At 74.2% G+C, this 19,286-nt stretch carries 16 protein-coding genes and 1 pseudogene; 9 read left to right on the top strand and 8 right to left on the bottom strand.

Going from position 1 to position 19,286, the window contains the following annotated elements; all coding sequences use genetic code 11:
* The first annotated feature begins 54 nt into the window (after positions 1-54).
* Together ACRYRX_RS16315 and panB are read left to right on the top strand one after the other, a co-directional pair.
* Positions 55-1,809, top strand: coding sequence for an NAD+ synthase (locus ACRYRX_RS16315; protein ID WP_432513397.1), 1,755 nt, complete (start codon positions 55-57; stop codon positions 1,807-1,809).
* A 1-nt stretch (position 1,810) separates the two neighbouring features.
* Complete coding sequence (panB, locus tag ACRYRX_RS16310; protein WP_432513394.1) at positions 1,811-2,632, top strand: 3-methyl-2-oxobutanoate hydroxymethyltransferase; 822 nt, start codon at positions 1,811-1,813, stop codon at positions 2,630-2,632.
* A gap of 6 nt (positions 2,633-2,638) precedes the next feature.
* On the opposite strand, the gene ACRYRX_RS16305 is transcribed toward panB, so the two are convergent.
* On the bottom strand, positions 2,639-3,820 hold the full coding sequence (locus tag ACRYRX_RS16305) for an ROK family transcriptional regulator (RefSeq protein WP_432513393.1): 1,182 nt from the start codon (positions 3,818-3,820) through the stop codon (positions 2,639-2,641).
* Positions 3,821-3,907: 87 nt separating this feature from the next.
* Between ACRYRX_RS16305 and ACRYRX_RS16300 the strand changes: the two genes are divergently transcribed.
* The 7 genes from ACRYRX_RS16300 to ACRYRX_RS16270 all read left to right on the top strand — a co-directional run bounded on the left by ACRYRX_RS16300 (position 3,908) and on the right by ACRYRX_RS16270 (position 11,300).
* Entirely contained in the window at positions 3,908-5,527 is a 1,620-nt protein-coding gene (locus tag ACRYRX_RS16300; protein WP_432513392.1) for a glycoside hydrolase family 13 protein, read from the top strand.
* A 72-nt stretch (positions 5,528-5,599) separates the two neighbouring features.
* A complete protein-coding gene (locus tag ACRYRX_RS16295) occupies positions 5,600-6,844 on the top strand; it encodes an ABC transporter substrate-binding protein (protein WP_432513390.1) in 1,245 nt (414 codons plus the stop codon).
* Positions 6,845-6,886: 42 nt separating this feature from the next.
* Positions 6,887-7,804 (top strand): carbohydrate ABC transporter permease, encoded by a 918-nt coding sequence (locus ACRYRX_RS16290; RefSeq protein ID WP_432513389.1) that lies wholly within the window; start codon positions 6,887-6,889, stop codon positions 7,802-7,804.
* On the top strand, positions 7,804-8,694 hold the full coding sequence (locus ACRYRX_RS16285) for a carbohydrate ABC transporter permease (RefSeq protein WP_432513388.1): 891 nt from the start codon (positions 7,804-7,806) through the stop codon (positions 8,692-8,694). Before ACRYRX_RS16290 ends, ACRYRX_RS16285 begins: the two co-directional genes overlap by 1 nt.
* A 135-nt stretch (positions 8,695-8,829) precedes the next feature.
* Complete coding sequence (locus ACRYRX_RS16280) at positions 8,830-9,885, top strand: PLP-dependent cysteine synthase family protein (RefSeq protein ID WP_432513386.1); 1,056 nt, start codon at positions 8,830-8,832, stop codon at positions 9,883-9,885.
* Complete coding sequence (locus ACRYRX_RS16275; protein ID WP_432513384.1) at positions 9,882-10,700, top strand: alpha/beta fold hydrolase; 819 nt, start codon at positions 9,882-9,884, stop codon at positions 10,698-10,700. Before ACRYRX_RS16280 ends, ACRYRX_RS16275 begins: the two co-directional genes overlap by 4 nt.
* A gap of 60 nt (positions 10,701-10,760) precedes the next feature.
* Complete coding sequence (locus tag ACRYRX_RS16270) at positions 10,761-11,300, top strand: hypothetical protein (RefSeq protein ID WP_432513382.1); 540 nt, start codon at positions 10,761-10,763, stop codon at positions 11,298-11,300.
* Here ACRYRX_RS16270 and ACRYRX_RS16265 read toward each other — a convergent pair.
* The 7 genes and pseudogenes from ACRYRX_RS16265 to ACRYRX_RS16235 all read right to left on the bottom strand — a co-directional run bounded on the left by ACRYRX_RS16265 (position 11,233) and on the right by ACRYRX_RS16235 (position 19,220).
* Positions 11,233-12,048 (bottom strand): HAD family hydrolase, encoded by an 816-nt coding sequence (locus ACRYRX_RS16265; RefSeq protein ID WP_432513381.1) that lies wholly within the window; start codon positions 12,046-12,048, stop codon positions 11,233-11,235. The two genes, ACRYRX_RS16270 and ACRYRX_RS16265, sit on opposite strands and share 68 nt — an antisense overlap.
* Positions 12,048-14,634 (bottom strand): annotated as a pseudogene (locus ACRYRX_RS16260) (phosphoribosyltransferase). The gene ACRYRX_RS16265 and the pseudogene ACRYRX_RS16260 overlap by 1 nt, the downstream one beginning before the upstream one ends.
* Positions 14,631-15,842: an HpcH/HpaI aldolase/citrate lyase family protein gene (locus ACRYRX_RS16255; protein WP_432513379.1), complete on the bottom strand. Its 1,212-nt coding sequence runs from the start codon at positions 15,840-15,842 to the stop codon at positions 14,631-14,633. The pseudogene ACRYRX_RS16260 and the gene ACRYRX_RS16255 overlap by 4 nt, the downstream one beginning before the upstream one ends.
* Positions 15,843-15,856: 14 nt before the next feature.
* Positions 15,857-16,435, bottom strand: a complete 579-nt coding sequence (locus tag ACRYRX_RS16250) for a TerD family protein (protein ID WP_432513377.1) — start codon at positions 16,433-16,435, stop codon at positions 15,857-15,859.
* 38 nt (positions 16,436-16,473) lie between these two features.
* Positions 16,474-17,298 carry a hypothetical protein gene (locus ACRYRX_RS16245; protein ID WP_432513375.1) on the bottom strand — a complete coding sequence of 275 codons (825 nt, stop codon included), beginning with the start codon at positions 17,296-17,298 and terminating at the stop codon, positions 16,474-16,476.
* Between the two features lie 52 nt (positions 17,299-17,350).
* Positions 17,351-18,502 (bottom strand): DUF475 domain-containing protein, encoded by a 1,152-nt coding sequence (locus ACRYRX_RS16240; protein WP_432513374.1) that lies wholly within the window; start codon positions 18,500-18,502, stop codon positions 17,351-17,353.
* 142 nt (positions 18,503-18,644) lie between these two features.
* The gene (locus ACRYRX_RS16235) at positions 18,645-19,220 is read right to left on the bottom strand and encodes a TerD family protein (protein ID WP_432513372.1); all 576 of its coding nucleotides are present in this window, start codon (positions 19,218-19,220) and stop codon (positions 18,645-18,647) included.
* Between the last annotated feature and the right edge of the window lie 66 nt (positions 19,221-19,286).

Raw genomic sequence — 19,286 nt, 5'->3', positions numbered from 1 at the left:
CCCCGCGGGCGGACCGCGCCGGGGCCCGGGCGGCGGGCTCACTAGGCTGGTCGCATGCCCCAGCTGCGCGTGGCCATGGCCCAGATCGACACGACCGTCGGCGACCTCGACGGGAACGTCGCGGCGATCCGGGAGTGGACGGGCCGGGCGGCGCGCGAGGGCGCGCACCTGGTGCTGTTCCCCGAGACGGCGGTCACCGGTTACCCGGTGGAGGACCTGGCGCTGCGGCGGTCCTTCGTCGACGCCTCCCGGCGGGCCGTGGGACGGCTGGCGGCCGAGATCGCCGACGACGGCCACGGCGCGGTGACGGTCGTGGTGGGGTACGTCGACCACCACGAGGCGAAGGGGCGCCCGCAGAACTGCGCGGCGGTCCTGCAGGGGGGCCGGGTCGTGGGGCGCTACGCCAAGCACCACCTGCCGAACTACGGCGTCTTCGACGAGTACCGCATCTTCACCCCCGGCGACGACCTGCTGGTCGCGCGGGTGCACGGGGTGGACGTGGCGATCGCGATCTGCGAGGACCTGTGGCAGGACGGCGGCCCGGTGCAGATGGCCGACGACGCCGGGGCGGGGCTGCTCGCGGTCCTGAACGGTTCGCCGTACGAGCGCAACAAGGACGACGTGCGCCTGGAGCTGGTGGCGCGGCGCGCGGCCGAGGCCGGCTGCCCCATCGCCTACGTCAACGCCGTCGGCGGCCAGGACGAGCTCGTCTTCGACGGGGACTCGCTGGTCGTGGCGCAGGACGGGACGGTGCTGGCGCGCGGGCCGCAGTTCGAGGAGTCCCTGGTGGTGACGGACCTGGACCTGCCCGCGGCGGTGCGGACGCCGGGCTGGGAGGAGCACGTCGCGCGCGTGACGGTGAGCACCGACCCGGTGCCGGCGTACGAACCGCGCGCCGCGCCGCACCACGAGCCGCTGCCCGACGTCGCCGACGTGCACGCCGCGATCGTGCTGGGCCTGCGGGACTACGTGCGCAAGAACGGTTTCCGCTCCGTCGTCATCGCCGTCTCCGGCGGGATCGACTCCGCGCTGGTGGCCTCCCTGGCCTGCGACGCGATCGGGGCGGAGAACGTCGTGGGGATCTCGCTGCCGTCGGGCTACTCCAGCCAGCACTCCAAGGACGACGCGAAGGACCTGGCCGACCGCTGCGGCTTCGAGTACCGGCAGTTCGCGATCGCGCCGATGGTCGAGGCGTTCCTGGCGACGGTCCCGCTGGAGGGGGTCGCGGAGGAGAACCTGCAGGCGCGGGTGCGCGGCACGACGATCATGGGCCTGGCCAACCAGGAGGGCCACCTGACCCTGGCGACGAGCAACAAGAGCGAGCTGGCGGTGGGGTACTCGACGCTGTACGGGGACTCCGTCGGCGGGTACGCGCCGTTGAAGGACGTCCCCAAGACGCTGGTGTGGGAGCTGTCGCGCTGGCGCAACGCCGAGGCGGTGGCGCGCGGGGAGCAGCCGCCGATCCCGGAGAACACGATCACCAAGCCGCCGTCGGCCGAGCTGCGCCCGGGCCAGGTCGACCAGGACTCCCTGCCGCCGTACGACGTGCTCGACGCGATCCTGGAGGACTACGTCGAGGGCGACAAGGGCCGCGCGGACATGCTGGCGGCCGGTTTCGACGGTGCGCTCGTCGACTCGATCGTGACGCTGGTCGACCGCGCGGAGTGGAAGCGGCGGCAGTTCGCCCCCGGCCCGAAGATCACCTTCAAGGCGTTCGGCCGGGACCGGCGGCTGCCCATCACGAACCGCTGGCGCGAGCCGCGGGCGACCGAGCCGCTGCTGCCGGCCGCGACCGCCGAGGAGCACTGAGGTGCCGTACGCCACCGAGGCCCCCGCCCCGCGCCGCCGCACCCGCGTCCACCACCTGCGGCAGTGGAAGGACGCCGGGGAGAAGTGGGCGATGCTCACCAGCTACGACGCGATGACGGCGCAGGTCTTCGACGAGGCCGGGATCCCCGTGCTGCTGGTGGGCGACTCCGCGGCGAACACGGTGTTCGGGATGTCCAGCACGCTGCCGGTCACGCTGGAGCACCTGCTGCCGCTGACCCGCGCGGTGGTGGCCGGTGCGCCGCACGCGCTGGTGGTGGCGGACCTGCCGTTCGGCTCCTACGAGGCCTCCGACGAGCAGGCGGTGCTGTCGGCCGTGCGCCTGATGAAGGAGGGCGGCGCGCACGCGGTGAAGCTGGAGGGCGGGGTGCGGACGGCCTCGCGGGTGCGGGCCGTCGTGGCGGCCGGGGTGCCGGTCATGGCGCACGTCGGGTTCACCCCGCAGTCCGAGCACGCCCTGGGCGGGTACCGGGTGCAGGGCCGGGGCGAGGCGGCCGAGCAGGTGCTCGCCGACGCCCGCGCGGTCGCGGAGGCGGGGGCGTTCTCGGTGGTGCTGGAGATGGTCCCGGCCGAGGTCGCCGAGCAGGTCACCCGGGCCCTGGCGATCCCGACCGTCGGCATCGGCGCGGGCCCGGGCTGCGACGCGCAGGTCCTGGTGTGGCAGGACTTCGCGGGCCTGTCGGACCGGACGGCGAGGTTCGTCCGCAAGTTCGCCGACCTGCGCGGGCAGCTGGACGCGGCGGCCCGCGAGTACGCCGCGGCGGTGCGCGACTCCTCCTTCCCCGGGCCCGAGCACTCCTTCTGAGCGCGCTCAGCGCCCCGGGGTCAGCACGAGCGCGTCGCGGCGCACCTCGTCCAGCGCCCGGCGCAGCGCGCCGAGGACGACGACGTCGCGCCCGAGGGTGGAGGCCACGACCGCCGGGCGCGGCTCGTCGAGGAACCGGGGCAGCTCGGCGTTGACGCGGTCGACGACCCCGCCGGCGCCGGCCCCGCCGCCGGCCACGACGACGCGCTCGGGGTCGAAGAGGCTGGCCAGGGACACCACGACGCGGGTGAGGCGTTCGGCGGCGACCGCGAGCAGCGACCCGGCGAGCTCCTCCCCCGCCTCGGCGGCGGCCACGACGTCCTCGGCGGCGCCGGTCCCGCCGGCGGCGCGCACGAGGTCGCGCAGGACCTTCCCGAGGCCGTCGGCGGACCCGACGCCCTCGACGATGTCGAGGTAGCGCATCTCCCCGACGCCGCCGCGCGCCCCGCGCAGCAGGCGGCCGTCGTCGACGACGCCGGCGCCGATGCGCTCACCGGCCAGCAGGGTGACCTGGTTGCGCACGCCGCGGCCGCTGCCCAGCCACCCCTCGGCCAGGGCGGCGAGGTTGGCGTCGTTGTCGACGACCGCGCGCCAGCCGTGGTGCTCGGCCAGGTGGGCGGCGAGGTCGGGGTTCATGAAGAGCCAGTAGGGGTTCCCGGTGAACTCGGTGCGCCCGGAGGGGCCCACCGGGGCCGGGACCCCGACGGCGACGGACAGCACGGCCGGTGACCCGGCGGCGGCCAGCGCCCGCCGGACCGTGCCGGTGACGACGTCGAGGCGGGCCGCGGCGGGGGTGCGCCCGGGGTCGTGGTCGACGACCTCGGCCGCCTCGGCCAGGGTCCGCCCGCGCAGGTCGGCGACGCGGGCGGCGATGCGGTGCTGCCCGGCGTCGACGCCGACGACGGTCCCGGCGTGGACGTCGAAGGCGTAGCGGCGCGCGGGGCGGCCCTTGGTGTAGTCCGCGGCGGCGCGGCCGTTGGGCAGCTCGCGCAGCCAGCCGCGGCCGATGAGCTCGTCGCAGACGTCGTGCACGGTGGCGCGGGACAGCCCGGTGGCGGCGATGAGGTCGCTGCCGGTGACGCCGGGTTCGGAGCCGTCCGGCGCGGGGGGCAGGTCCCAGACGTGGTGCAGCACGGCGAGCGCGTTGTCGTCGCGCAGCCGCCGCGTGACGGAAGCTCCCCGCGCCACCCCTTGACCCCCTCCCACCGGCTGGGCACACTTTAGCCAGCCCTTAGATTTAGGCCCCACATCAAGTATCGACCATCGGAGACCCGCGTGAGCACGAACCCGAAGGACTGGTGGCGCCAGGCCGTCGTCTACCAGGTCTACCCGCGCAGCTACGCCGACCACGACGGCGACGGCACCGGCGACCTGCCCGGCATCACCTCCCGGGTCCCGTACCTGCGGCGGCTGGGCGTCGACGCCGTCTGGCTCTCGCCCTTCTACCCCTCGGCCCTGGCCGACGGCGGCTACGACGTCGACGACCACCGCGACGTCGACCCCCGCATCGGCACCCTCGACCAGTTCGACGAGCTGGTCGCCGCGCTGCACGGCGCCGGCATCAAGCTCATCGTCGACATCGTCCCCAACCACTCCTCCGACCGGCACGTCTGGTTCCGGCAGGCCCTGGCCGCCGGCCCCGGCTCCCCCGAGCGCGAGCGGTACGTGTTCCGGCGCGGCGGCGGCGCCGACGGCGAGCTGCCGCCCAGCGACTGGACCGCGGCCTTCGGCGGGCCGGCGTGGGAACCGGTCGGCGACGGCGACTGGTACCTGCACCTGTTCGCCCCCGAGCAGCCCGACTGGAACTGGGACCACCCCGACGTGCGCGCCGACCACCTGCGCACCCTGGAGTTCTGGGCCGACCGCGGGGTCGACGGCTTCCGCATCGACGTCGCGAACGCCCTCACCAAGGACCTCACCGAACCGCTGCCGACGAAGGCCGAGCTGGCCGGCCTCCTGGACGGCTCGCACCCCCTGTTCGACCGCGACGAGGTCCACGAGGTGTACGCGCAGTGGCGCGAGCTGTTCGACCGCTACGACCCGCCCCGCACGGCCGTCGCCGAGGCCTGGGTCCCGGCGCACCGCCGCGCCCGCTACGCCTCCCCCGAGGGCCTGGGCCAGGCCTTCAACTTCGACCTGCTCAAGGCCGACTTCGACGCCGCCGCCTTCCGCGAGGTCGTCACCGACAACCTCCGGTTCGCCACCGAGGCCGGCAGCTCCTCGACGTGGGTGCTGTCGAACCACGACGTCGTGCGACACGCCAGCCGCTACGCGCTGCCGCCGGGGACCGACGAGAACGCCTGGCTGCTGTCCGAGGGCAAGGACCCCGCCCCCGACACCGCCGGCGGGCTGCGCCGCGCCCGCGCCGCGACCGCCTTCATCCTGGCCCTGCCCGGCAGCACCTACCTGTACCAGGGGGAGGAACTGGGGCTGGCCGAGGTCGCCGACCTGTCGCCGGCCACCCTGCAGGACCCGACGTGGCGCCGCTCCGGCGGCGAGCAGAAGGGCCGCGACGGCTGCCGGGTGCCGATCCCGTGGACCGCGACCGGCCCCTCGTACGGGTTCGGGCCCGGCGGCGCCCACCTGCCGCAGCCGGCCTGGTTCGCCGACGTCGCCGTGGACCGCCAGGACGGCGTGGAGGGCTCCACGCTGGAGTTCTACCGGCAGGCCCTGGCCGCCCGCCGCCGGCTGCAGACCACCGAGGACCTGACCTGGGTCCCCTCCCCCGAGGGCGTCGTGACGTTCACCCGCCCGGGTGGCTGGACCGTCCTCACGAACTTCTCCGCCGCGGACGTGGAACTGCCCGCCGGGCGGGTCGTGTTGTGCAGCGGACCGCTGCGGGGGAACCTGGTTCCCCAGGACACCACGGTGTGGCTCGAGGACGAGCCCGCCTGATCCCCCTCCGGGGATCCGCACGACCCGCGCGGGCGACGGTGCCCGCACGGGAACTCGACGGAGGGACCGCTCGTGCCATCGAGAACCAGCCGGAGGACCTTCCTCGGCGCCGCCGCCGCGACGGCCGGTCTGGCCGCCTGCGGCGCGCCCGCGGGGTCGCAGGGCCGGACGACGATCCGGTTGTTCGAGTCCAAGACCGAGGTCATCGAGTACGTCTCGGGCCTGGTGGAGGAGTTCAACGCCTCGCAGAGCGACATCTGGGTCGTCCACGACTCCTCGCAGACGTCGCTGACGGCGCAGTTCGTCCGCGGCGCGCCGCCGGACGTGGGCCTGTTCAACTACAACCTGGAGACCGCCTCGTTCGTCTCCACCGGGGTCCTGGTGGACCTGGCCGGGACCCCCGAGGCCGACAGCGTCGACCCGCAGTACCAGGACCTGGTCGACCAGTTCGCCACCTACCGGGGTGAGACCAGCGTCCTGCCCTACTCGATCACCGCGGCCGGCGTCCTGTACAACAAGGCGCTGTTCGAGCAGAACGGGGTGGCGGTCCCCACCACCTGGTCCGAGCTCGTCACGGCCTGCGAGACGTTCACCGCCAACGGCGTCGTGCCCGTCCAGCTCACCTCCGCCGAGGTGTGGACCCTGGCCCAGGGCCTGTTCGACTACACCACCGGCAGCGCCGCCGACGTCGCCGGGTTCTACGAGGCGCTGAAGTCCGGTGAGGACGTCACGTTCCTGGAGACGTTCGGGGAGGCCGGCCGCAAGATGGTCGAGCTCTCCCGGTACGCCAACCCCGACAACGCCAGCCGCACCTACCCCGACGGCAACCTCGCGTTCGGCCGCGGGGAGGCCGCCATGTACCTGCAGGGGCCGTGGGCCCTCAACGAGGTCTCCAAGGTCGACCCCGACCTGCCGGTGGACACGTTCCCGCTGCCGGCCACCGAGGACCCCGCCGAGGCCCGGACCCGGGTGAACCTCGACCTGTCGCTGTGGATCCCGAAGTCCTCCCCGTACCAGGAGGAGGCCCGCACGTTCGTGTCGTGGCTGATGTCGCCGGACGTCATCGGCCGGTACAACGGCGACAACCTCGCCACGTCGCCGCTCGAGGGCGCCCCGCCGCAGACCGACCCGCGCATGGCCGGCCTGCAGGCCAGCCTCGCCGAGGGCCGCATCTACCAGGGCGCCAACACCTACATCCCGCCCGGCGTCCCCGTGGGGAACTACGTCCAGGACGCCGTGTTCACCGGCGACTCCGACACCATGCTGCGCCGGCTCGACGAGGACTGGGGGCGCCTCGCCGCACGCGACGCGGTCTGATCCCCCCCTCGAGCGACACCCCTCGACGACGACGGAGTCCCGATGGCCACCACCACCCGCACGACCGGCACCGCCGCCGACCGCCTGAGCGTCCAGCGGCGGCCCCGCAAGCGTGTCGACCCCACGTTCTTCCTGTTCCTGCTGCCGACGATCACCCTGTTCACGCTGTTCATCACCGTCCCCGCGCTGCTCGGCGCCGGGGTCAGCCTCACGAACTACATCGGGTTCGGCGACTTCGACGTCGTGGGGTTCTCCAACTTCAAGGTCCTGTTCACCGACCCGAACATCCGCGAGGCCTACGGGTTCACCCTGCTGTTCGCGCTCGTCACGGTGATCCTGACCAACGTCATCGCCCTGCTGCTGGCGCTGGGCCTGAACGCGAAGATCCACGCCAAGACGTTCCTGCGCAGCGTCTTCTTCATCCCGATGGTCGTGTCCGGGATCGTCATCGCCTTCGTGTTCAACTACCTGTTCTCGACGTCGATCCCGCAGCTCTTCGAAGCCGTCCCGGCCCTGCAGACCAGCCTGCTGGCCAACCCGGACTGGGCGTGGTTCGCCGTCGTCATCGTCACCACCTGGCAGGCCGTCCCCGGCGCCATGATCATCTACATCGCCGGGCTGCTCGCCGTGCCCGACGAGGTCTACGAGGCCGCCGCCCTCGACGGTGCGGGGGCCTCGCGGCAGTTCTTCTCGGTCACCCTGCCGCTCATGTGGGGGTACGTGATCATCAACACCGTGCTCGGGTTCAAGGGCTTCCTCAGCACGTACGACATCATCGTGGGCCTCACCGACGGCGGCCCCGGCACCGCGACCCGCAGCGTCTCGATGGTGATCTTCTCCGGGTTCACCAACGGCGACTACTCCTACCAGATGGCCAACGCCCTGGTGTTCTTCGTCCTCACCGTCGTCATCTCGATCCTGCAACTGCAGTTGATCCGTCGCCGAGGGGTGCAGCTCTGATGACCGCGATCGACCCGACCACCATCCCCACCGGCACCCGGACCCACCACGACCTGACCGTCGTGGGCCGCAAACCCCGCAAGGGCTGGGCGCTGACGATCGTGCTGGGGGTCTGCTCCCTCACCGTGCTCGTCCCGCTGTACTTCTCCGTCGCCATGGCCCTGAAGACCCCCGAGGAGGCCGTCGCCGGGTCCGGGTTCGACTTCCCGTGGCCGCTGAACTTCAGCAGCTTCGCCGACGGCTGGACGCTCACCGGGTTCGGCCGCGGCCTGGCGATCTCGGCGGCCATCAGCGCGCTGAGCGTCGTCGGGTGCCTGCTGCTGGCCAGCTGGGCCTCGTACGCCATCGTCCGCAACTGGGAGCACAAGCTGTTCCGGTACTCCTACGTGTACCTGCTCGCCGCGATGTTCATCCCGTTCCCCGTGCTGGCCCTGCCGCAGGTCAAGCTCACCGCGACCCTCGGCCTGGACAACCCCGGCGGCGTGGTGCTGCTGCACATCATGTTCCAGATGTCGTTCAGCGTGCTGCTGTACTCGGCGTTCCTGCGGTCCATCCCCGAGGAGCTGGAGGAGAGCGCCCGCATCGACGGCGCCTCGACGTGGCAGGTGTTCTGGCGCATCGTCTTCCCGCTGCTGGCCCCCATGAACGCGACCGTCGGGATCTTCGCGTTCCTGGCCAGCTGGAACGACTACATGATGCCCTCGCTCATCACCGCCGAGGCCGACATGCAGACGCTGCCGGTGCTGCTGCAGATCTTCCAGCGCGCCTTCAGCACCGACTACAACGTCGCGTTCGCGTCCTACCTCATGGCGATGGCGCCGACGATCCTCGTCTACGTCCTGGCCCAGCGGTGGGTCATGAGCGGCGTCACCCGCGGGGCCATCAAGTAACCCCACCGGGAGCCGCCCCTCCACTCCCCTCGGCGATCAAGGACACAGCTGTCCTTGATCGCGGAGGCTCAGTCCTCGATCGCCGAGGGGAGTGACGGGCGGCGGGGTGGCAGGGCGGGCGGGTACGGTCACCGCATGAGCTCGCACGAGGACCGCGACTGGGTGCACACCGCGGTCCGCGTCGTCCAGGCCGACGCCAACCGCAGCGCCGACACCCACCTGCGGGTGTTCGACCTCCCCGCGGACTGGGGGGTGCGGCTCTACCTCAAGGACGAGTCGACCCACCCCACCGGGTCGCTGAAGCACCGGCTCGCGCGGTCGCTGTTCCTGTTCGGGCTCAGCAACGGCGACATCACCGCCGGGACGACGCTGGTGGAGGCCTCCAGCGGGTCCACGGCCGTGTCGGAGGCCTACTTCGCGCGGCTGCTGGGCCTGGAGTTCGTCGCGGTCGTCCCGGCGCAGACGTCGACCGCCAAGCTCGACCTCATCCGGCGCCAGGGCGGGCGCCTGCACCTCGTCGACGATCCCGGGGAGGTGTACGCCGCCGCGGAGCACCTCGGCGCGCAGGACGGCTGGTTCTACCTCGACCAGTTCGCGATGGCCTCGACCGTCACCGACTGGCGCGGCAACAACAACATCGCCTGCTCGATCTTCGAGCAGCTCGCCCTCGAACCCCACCCGGAGCCGGAGTGGATCGTCGTGGGTGCCGGCACCGGCGGGACGAGCGCGACCATCGGCCGCTACTGCCGGTACGCCCAGCACGCGACGCGGCTCGCGGTCGCCGACCCGGAGGGCTCGGCGTTCGCGCAGGCCTGGCGGACCGGGTCGCGCGAGGTCACCGGCCGCGGCTCGCGCGTCGAGGGCATCGGGCGGCCCCGCGTCGAACCCTCGTTCGTGCCCTCGGTCATCGACGAGGTCTTCACCGTCCCCGACGACGAGTCCGTCGCCGCCATGCGGATCCTGTTCGAGCGCACCGGGATCCGCGCCGGCGCCTCGACCGGCACGAACCTGTCGGTCGCGCTGCGGCTGGTGGACCGGATGCGCCGGGCCGGCCGGGCGGGCTCGGTGGTGACGCTGGTCTGCGACGACGGGAACCGCTACCTCGACACGTACTGGTCCGACGACTGGCTGCGGGCCAAGGGGTTCGACCTGGACGCCGGCCGCGCCGCGGTGGAACCCTTCTTCCCGTGACCCACCCCGCCCCCCGCCCCGTGCACCGCACCGAACTCACCCTGCCCGACGGGCGGACCCTCGGGATCCACGACACGGGCGGGTCCGGGGACGAGGGCGGGGACGTCGTGCTCTGGCACGGCGGGACCCCGAACACGGGGGAACCGCCCGCGCCGTGGCGGGGCACCGACACCCGCTGGATCGGCGTCGACCGCCCCGGCTACGGCCGGTCGCCGCGCACCCCGGGCCGCACCGTCGCCGACGTGGCCGCGGACGTGCGGGCCGTCCTGGACCACCTCGGGATCGCGGCCTGCCGCACGGTCGGGCACTCCGGCGGCGCCCCGCACGCGCTGGCCACCGCGGCGCTGCTGCCCGACCGGGTCACCTCCGTCCTGGCGGTCTCCGGGCCCGCGCCCTTCCCCGCGGACCCCACCGCGGAGGACTGGTTCGCCGGGATGGGCCCGGCCTCGCGCGCCACCCTCGCCCGGGCCGTCGAGGGCCGCGCGGCCCGGGAGGGGTTCGAGGCCGGCCCACCCGACTTCACCGCCGACGACCACGCCGCCCTGGAGGGCCCCTGGGGGTGGTTCGGGACGGTCGTGCGGGAGGCCACCGCGGACGGTGACGGCGGCGCCGTCGACGACGACCTCGCCCTGGTGCGGCCCTGGGGGTTCGACCTCGCCTCGATCACCGTCCCGGTGGTCCTCGTGCACGGCGAGGCCGACCTCGTCGTCCCCGTCGCGCACGCCCACCGGCTGGCCGCGGCGGTCCCGGGGGCCGACCTCGTCCCCGTGCCCGGGGCCGGGCACCTGTCGGTGCTCGTGGAGATCTCGCGCTGAGCCGTCGCCGGTCCGGCGCACGGCCCCCACCGGCGACGGGTGCGGCCCCACGATCGGGGCGTGATCCTCGTGCTGGTCGTCGCGGTGGCCTTCGGCGCGCTCAACGCCCTGCTGGACAGCGCCCCCGGCCCGCTGCACCCGGCCGGCCTCGTGCTCAACGCGGGGTTCGCCTGGGCCGGGCTCGCCGTCCTGGCCGGTGCGCTGCTGCGCACCCCGGCGCGGGCCGCGGTGGGCGGCTGGCTGTCTGGGACGGCGGGGCTGGCGTGCTTCTACGTCGTGGACGCGGCCGTGCGCGACGTGCCGCTGACCGCCTCCGCCGCCCGGTTCCCGTTCTGGGCGGCGGCGGCCCTGGTGTGCTGCCCGCTGCTGGGCCTGGTCGGGACCCGGGTCCGCGGCGCGGGGATCGACGGCCTGCTCGCCCGGCTCGTCGTCCCGGTGGGGGCGCTGGCCGAGGTCCTGCTCCACCCGCCCGGCGGCGCGGCCGTCCGCTGGGGCGTCGGCCTGGCCGCCGTCGGGGCGGGCGCCGTGCTGCTCAGGCGGTGGCGGCCAGCAGCCAGCGGGCGATCTCCTCACCGGCCGCCGCCCCCACCGCGTCGGTGAGCCCGGCCGTCGGGTGCTCCCACCCGGTCCGCAGCAGTTCCCCGTGCCGGGGGCGGCGCGCCGCGCGGGCCGCGACGAGGAGGTCGACGTCCAGCAGCGAGTCCCCCGCCGCGACGAAACCGTCCGCGCCGCAGCGGGACACGACCTCGGCGACCGCGGCGGACTTCGTCAGCGGCCGCGGGACGGCGTACAGCTTGCGGCCCTGCAGCGACACCGTGAAACCCCAGCCGTCGAGCAGCCGGGTCAGTTCCCCCAGCCGGGCCCCCTCCAGCGCCGCGCGCTGACCGTCGCGCAGCACGACGTACCCGAACAACCCCGGCACCTCCCGCACCGACGGCTCGTCGGACCCCGGGACGACGGCGACGAGCTCGCGCGCCAGCCGGGTCAGCGCCGCCAGCACCTCCGGCAGCGGCGCGCACCCCGCCAGCCGCTCGCGCACCACGGCCGCCCACGCGGCGTCGGGCCCGTCCCCCGAGAGGATGACGCCGCCGTTGGCGCACACCGCGAACCGCGGCGGCCGCCCCGGCCAGCGGATCCGCCGGTACTGCTCCACCGTGCGCGTCGTCACCGGCACGAACCGGTCCGAGGCGACGAGGTCGGCGAACAGCGACCACGCCGCGGGCGTCACCCACGAGATCGTCGCGTCGCGGTACTCCTCCACGGGCACCAGCGCCGCGACGTCGGCCTGCGCCGAGCGCGCCGAGAACACCAGCGTCTGGTCCAGGTCGCTGGCCGCGAGGAGCCCCATCAGACGGCCTTCCCGTCCGCGCCGGTGGCCCCGCGGGTGAAGCGCGGGTGGATCAGGCCGATCGCCGAGTACGACAGCCCCGGCACCTCCTCGACCACGACGCCGCGCTGCTGCGCCAGCAGCCGGACGTGGGCCAGGTCGTCGGGGTGGGTCAGCTCGGCCGCCGGCCGGACCAGGACCCGCCACGGGACGCGGCGCAGCAGGACCCGCGTCGTCTCCCCCACCCCGGGTTTGACGAGGTTCACGTCCCCGATGCCGTAGTGCTCGCTGACCCGCTCGACCTCGGCCCAGCCGGTGAACGCGGCGTCCCGGTCCCCCGAGCGCACCGCCTCCACGGCGGCGGGGACCTCGGCGGCGACGTCGTCGAACCAGGAGGTCACCTCGTCGAGGAACCGGTTCGACAGGTCCACCGCGGCGAGGTCGGCGTAGAACTTGGCTCCGTGGAACTGCCCCGGGCCGGTCAGCCGGTCGTTCAGGACGGTGCGCGAGACCAGACCGGACACCGTCGAGTTCAGGCACGCCGAGGGGACCAGGTAGTCCTCGCGGGTCCCGAACGTCCGCACGCACCGCCCCGGGTCGGCCAGCACCGCGAGGTCGTCGCTGAAACCCGGGAACCGGGCCAGCGCCGCGGACAGCTCCCGCACGATGGCGCCCTTGCCGGTCCAGCCGTCCACGAAGACGACCCGCGCCGGGTCGTGGTGCGCCGCGATCCAGGCCAGCGCCACCTCGTCGATCCCCCTGCCGCGCACGATGGACACCGCGACGTGCGGCCAGTGCAGCCCCTGCCGGGCCGCCCACCGCCGCACCAGGACCCCCACCGGCGTGCCGGCCCGCGCCAGCGACGCCAGCAGCAGGTCCTCACCCCGCTCGGCGCGCAGCAGCTCGGCGACCACCCCCACCCCCAGCGCCACCCGGCGGGCCCCGCGCGCGAGCGCGTCGAGGAACAGCCGCTGGTACTCCGGGCTCGGCTGGTACTCCACCGGCAGCGACTCGGCGTAGTGCGCGCCGCCGCTCTGGATCGCCTCCTCGCGCTCCTCGGCGGGGGCCTCCAGCTCGGCGTGCGACAGGTCGGTGAGCAACCAGCTCACCTCGTCCGGCGCGTAGGAGCCGAAGTGCGGTCCCGACAGGGCGGGGGGCAGGTTCACGCGGGATTCCTCACAGGGTTCTTCACGGGTTCTCCACGGGGCCGGTGGGCCAGCGGTCGGCCGGCAGGGTGGCGAGCAGCAACCGCGCGGCGTGCGGGGCCAGCGCGGCCAGCACGCCGTCGGGGGCGTGCAGCGCCGCGGGGTCGGAGGCGGAGTCCACCACGAGCAGCACGACGTCCCACGGGCGGTCGCGGGTGACGTCAGGGGTGACGCCGCGGGTGACGTTGTGGGCGTACCGGACCCCCGGCCCGTCCTGGGCCGGGTCGTGCGAGACGAACGCGACGGACCCGCGGACGGCGTACCCCGGGTCGTCGACGGCCAGCACCGGCGAGCGGGTCGTGGAGGAGAACCGCACCGTCCCGGCGAAGCGCTCCGCCAGCTGGGTCGCCACCGCCAGCGGGGCGTGCATCAGCTCCTCGGTCCCCAGCACCAGGACGTCGGCGCCCGCGGGCAGCTCCGGCAGCAGGTGCCGCACCAGGTCGGCCCCGGTCAGGCGCAGCCCGTGGTCGGGGGCGGTGCCGAAGCGCGCCGTGGTGGGCAGCCCCACGGGCCAGTCGACCCGCACGGGCTCGGCGGCGGCCTCCGGGCGCGCCGACGGCGCGACCGGCTGCACGCGCGCGACGAGCTCGGCGCCGCGCTCCAGGACGTCCGCGGGCAGGTCGACCCCGCCCTCGGCCAGCGCGACGACGTCGATCCGCGCGCCGAGCTCGTCGGCCAGGCCGGCCAGCCGGGTCCGGTCGTCCACCGAGCGCAGGTCCACCAGCCCCGCGACGACGTAGTGCCCGTGCGGGGTCAGGGCGTGCACCGCCCGCAGGGTGTTCGCGACCGTCCGGCCCGTCGACAGCTCGTCGTCGACGAGGACGACCGGCGCCTCGGGGTCGGCGAGCGCCGCCCGGACGGCGGGGTCGGCGGGCAGCAGGCGGTGGCCGGTGGCGTGGGAGTGCTCCTCCTCGAACCCGGCCCAGTCGACCGCACCGGGCACCTCGCGGCGGGTGGAGTGCAGCCCGGCGCAGCCGAGGGCGTCGGCCACGGTCTGCCCCAGGCCGGTGGCCGTCTCGGCGTAGCCGACGACGACGGCGTCGGGGCGGGCCGGGCAGCGCAGCGCGCCGGCCAGGACGGCGCTGGTGGCGACCGGGTCGCCGTCCAGGGCCGCCCGCCAGGTGGCGACGTCGGCGCCGGGGGCGTCGGGGAAGCCCAGGACGGCGGCGACCTGGGCGCCGAGCCGCAGCCCCGCGGCCCGCACGAGGCGCGGGTCGGTGGGCACGTGCTTGCCCAGGACCCGGCTGACCAGCAGGTGGGCGCGGCGGGGGTTGCGCCGCAGGGCCAGCCCGAGCAGGTCGTGGACGTCGAGGCCGTCGACGCCGGGCCCGCCGTGGACGTGGACGCCGAGGCGGTCGGCGACCCACGCCTGCGTCGGCGCCCCCGGGCGGGTGCCCCTCACGAGCCGGTCCCCCGCCGGGCGCGGACGGTGCGCCACGCCTCGTCCTGGGCCTGGAGCAGGTGCGCGTAGGACACGTCCTCGCGGGCGACGCCGAAGGCCCCGGCGCGCAGCAGGACGCGCTCGGCCCAGGCGCGGTGCGGGCCGGCCTCGTTCATCTTGTTGCGGTAGGCCGAGGCCATCGCCCCGCCCCCGGACTGGGCCACGACGTCGCTGGCGTCGGAGTAGTCCTCGTGGGTCACCACCGACGTGGCGTGCACGACGGCGACGTGCGAGGGGTGGATGACGGTCTTGCCCTGCAGGCCGTTGACGCGGTCCAGGACGAGCTCGCGGACCAGGCCGTCGAGGTCGTCGGCGATGAGCTGCTCGCGCAGCTCCTCGGCGCCCTCGGCGAACGGCCCGGCCGACAGGGACGTCCGGAAGACGCGCTCGCCGGAGCTGAAGTGCTCCCAGACGGGCGCGGTGATCGGGTACCCGGTGCCGTCGGCGCGGCCCAGGACGTTGATGACGTCGCCCAGCACGTCCGCCACGACCCGCACGTCCCACACCGTCTGCCCGCGCGGGCGGCGCAGGCCGTAGGCCGCGGACAGGTCGGTGGCCCCGGTGCGGACGGCCAGCACGACGTCGCGGTGGGCGTCGAGGACCTCGCGGATGGCGAACAGCGCCGCGTGGCGGGTGTCGAGGTGGGCGATGTCCCGGCTCTCCAGCACGGGCATCGCCCACAGCCTGCGCCCGGCGCGGTCCGAGGCCGCCTGGACGGCCTGCAGCCACTCCTTGGGCGGGGGCTGCCCGGCGCCGCCGAACTTGGGCACGACGAACCCCAGGAGGCAGTCGAGGCCGACGCCGGCGCGCTCGACGACGTTGAGCAGCTGCTCGGGGCTGCGCGGGCGCACGAACAGCATGAGCGGCGGCCCCTCGGCCCACGCCGGGGTGCGGGCCAGACCGGCCAGCTCCCGGACGAGGACCTCCTCGGCGCGGGCGACGGCGTCGTCGGGGACGGAGTCCTCCAGGCAGGCGACGGCGGACAGGACGCCGCGGCCGACCAGCTTCAGCAGGTCCCCGGCCAGACGCTCGCGCGTCGCCGGGCAGTACAGGGTCGCCCCGAGCGCCACCGCCAGCTCGTCGCGGCCGGCGCCGAGGTCGAGGGGTCGCGGGGGGTGGAGGAACAGCCGCTGGTGCTGCTCGGCGTCGAGGGTGGCGAAGTGCCGCACGTGCGTGGCGCGTCTTACACGTGGGCGGCGACGGCGTCGCGCAGGTCGCGGATGTGCCGGCCGTTGGCGGGCGCGCCGATCGCGGTCATCGCCCAGCCCGGCCCCTCGCGGGTCAGCTTCGCCATGATCTGCGCCGTGTGCGGGCCGGCGTCGGACAGCGCGTAGCGGGCCAGCTCGACCGGGGTCGGCCCGGCGGCGTCGACGAGGCGGCAGACGGCGTTCTGGACCTGGGAGAAGTCCTGGCCGGTGAAGCTGGAGACGACGAAGACGAGCGTGGTCACCGCGGCGGGCACGGCGGGCAGGTCGACGTACACGACCTCGTCGTCGCCCTCGCCCTCGCCGGTGAGGTTGTCCCCGGTGTGCGTGACGGACCCGTCCTTGCTGCGCAGCTGCTGGAACCACACCTCGTCGACGACCTTCCCGGCGGCGTCGAACAGCAGGACGCTGGCGTCGAGGTCGATGTCGACGGCCTTCTTGCGGAACAGGCCCTTGGCCACGGCGTCCCAGCCGAGGCCCATGAAGACGCGGGTGAGCTCACCGCCGCCGGACTTGCTCAGCGACAGCTTCTGGCCCTTGGTGAGACTGACGGCCACGGGTTCTCCTCGGGTGGTGGGTGGGTGGGTGGGTCGGGTCAGGAGGCCCGCGGGATCGTGCCCTCGGCGTTCCAGTCGAGGTCGTCGAACCCGTGGGCGAGCCCGGCCTCGCGGGCCGGGCCGGGGAAGAAGTCGTTCTCGCGGCGCACCACGAGGTCGCCGCCCACGTCGTGCAGGGAGGCGAGCACGCAGGTGCGTGCCCCGGCGGGAGCGCCCTGCGCCCACAGCTGGACGCTGCCGCCGCCGCGGCGGGTGATGCTCAGCCGCGGCGCCAGCCGCTCGTAGTCCGGCGGCCGGGGCCCCACGGCGTAGGCGTAGAAGACCAGCCGGCGCATCAGCCCCAGGTGCGCGGCGTCGCCGAGGACCTCCTCGCCGGCCTGCTCGCTGCGCGCGCCCAGGCGCAGGACCTGCCGGGCGCCGAAGCCGGGGGCCGCGAGCAGGCCGCCGAGGGACTGCAGGGCACCGGAGTGCCGGTCCCGGGTCTGCCAGAAGCACCCCAGGTGCAGGTCCGACGAGCGGTGCAGGCCCGAGGCGGTGACCAGCTGGTCCCACTCCAGGGTGATCCGCAGGGTGCCGGAGCCGCGCTCGGCGGCGGGGATGGTGAGGACGGGGCGCTCGTCGTCCAGGACGACGCGGCGCTCGGCGGCGCGGGCCTGCCCGACGACCGCGGCCGGCGGGGGCGCCGGTGCGGGGGCCGGTGCGGGGGCGGGTCGGGGCGCGGGGGCCGGCGCCGGCCGCGGGGGCCGGGCCGGGGCCGGCCGGGGGTGGAGGTGGTCGGCGAGGGTGCGCGTGCTGCGGCGCGGCACGGGGTGCCCCAGGAAGTTGTGGACCGCCTCCGCCGGCCGCCCGTCCGCCCCGCTCACCCGATGCCCTCCCGATCCCCCGTCCCCGCCCGTCCCCCGACCGCTGCGCCCGTCAGCTGTGCACGGCGTGCGTGTCCACGTGCGCCTCCTCCGGGTGGGCCCGGTTGTAGCGGATGGAGCTGATGAGGGAGGCGACGATGAAGGCCAGGCCGATGAGGCCGGTGACGACCTCGGGGATGTGCACCTCGATGCTCAGGAGCAGGATCACGGCGAGCGCGCCGATGGCCCACAGCGCACCGTTCTCCAGGTACGGGTACTGGGCCAGCGTGCCCTCCTCGACGAGGTGGACGGTCATGGACCGGATGTACATGGCGCCGACCCCCAGGCCGATCGCGATGATGACCGGGTCGGAGGTGATGGCGAACGCGCCGATGACGCCGTCGAAGGAGAACGAGGCGTCCAGCACCTCCAGGTACAGGAACAGGAAGAACGCCGCCTTGCCGGTGGCCTTGGCGGCCGTGGTCGGCCCGCTGCGGACCGGCGTGGCGCCGCCGGTGGCGGCGGTGGCGTCCGCGCCGTCGGGGTGCTCCCCGTGCTCGAGGTGCTCCTCGACGTTGAACAGCTCACCGAGGCCGTTGACGAGCAGGTAGGTCACGATGCCGGCCAGGCCCGAGGCCAGCACGGTGCGGCCGTGGTCGGTCGCGAAGGTCTCGGCGACGATGAGCAGCACGCCGCCGGCCACGATGACCTGGACGTACTCCAGCTTGCCGACCCGCTCCAGCAGGCGCTCCAGCGGCCCGAGCCAGTGGTGCTCCTTCTCCCCGAAGATGAAGTTGAGGAAGAGCATGAGCAGGAACATCCCGCCGAAGGCGGCGATGGTCGGGTGCGCCTGGTTGAGCTCGTACCCGTACGTGCCGGGCGTCTCGGGCTCCCCACCGGCCAGCGCGAGGCGGATGACCTCGGCGGGGCTGAGGCCGGCGGTGACGCAGACCAGCACGATGGGGAAGACCAGGCGCATGCCGAAGACGGCGATGATGATGCCGACGGACAGGAAGATCTTGCGCCAGAAGTCGCTCATCCGTTCGAGGATCGTGGCGTTCACGACCGCGTTGTCGAAGGAGAGGCTGATCTCGAGGATCGACAGGATCAGGACGAGCGCGATGGCCTGGCCGATTCCCAGGTGGGCCGACAGCCCGTACCACGCCGCGAGCACGATGCCCAGGGCCGTCACGGCGAACGACCAGCGGTAGGTCTTGAGGATCACCAGAAACTCTCTTGTCGAGCGGAGCCCCTGCGGGCCTGACGTGCAGCAGGGACGACCTTCTCATCCCGCGCCCGGCGCGCGCACGGGAGAACGCCGCGCGTCGTCCCGGTGGGGACGACGCGCGGCGCGGGGGTGGTGCGGGTCAGACGCTGACGCCGAAGTCGGTCGCGATGCCGCGCAGGCCGTCGGCGTAGCCCTGGCCGACGGCGCGGAACTTCCAGTCGCTGCCGTTGCGGTACAGCTCGCCGAAGACCATCGCGGTCTCGGTGGAGGCGTCCTCGGACAGGTCGTAGCGCGCGACCTCGGTGTTGCCCTCGGCGTTCACGACGCGGATGAAGGCGTTGCGGACCTGGCCGAAGGACTGCTTGCGGGTGTCGGCGTCGTAGATGGCGACGGTGAAGACGACCTTGTCGATCTCCGCGGGGATGCGCGACAGGTCGACGTTGATCTTCTCGTCGTCGCCGTCGCCCTCGCCGGTGCGGTTGTCACCGGTGTGCTCGACCGAGCCCTCGGGCGACTTCAGCTGGTTGAAGAAGACGAAGTAGCCGTCGCTGGGCACCTTGCCGTTGGGGCCGACCATGATGGCCTGCGCGTCGAGGTCGAACTCCGAACCGGTGAACGAGTTCGCGTCCCAGCCCAGGCCGATGACGGCCTTGGTCATCCCCGGCGCTTCCTTCGAGAGGGAGACGTTGCCGCCCTTGCTGAGGCTGACGCCCATGGTGTGTCGCTCCTTCTGCGTGGTTGTGCTGTCGTCGTGGTGTTCCGACGTGCGGTCCAACGATCA

Origin of the sequence: Kineococcus lubricus (assembly GCF_050871965.1) — a bacterium.
In the GTDB taxonomy this organism is placed as follows: Bacteria; Actinomycetota; Actinomycetes; order Actinomycetales; family Kineococcaceae; genus Kineococcus.
This window is presented reverse-complemented; position numbering and strand designations above follow the sequence as displayed.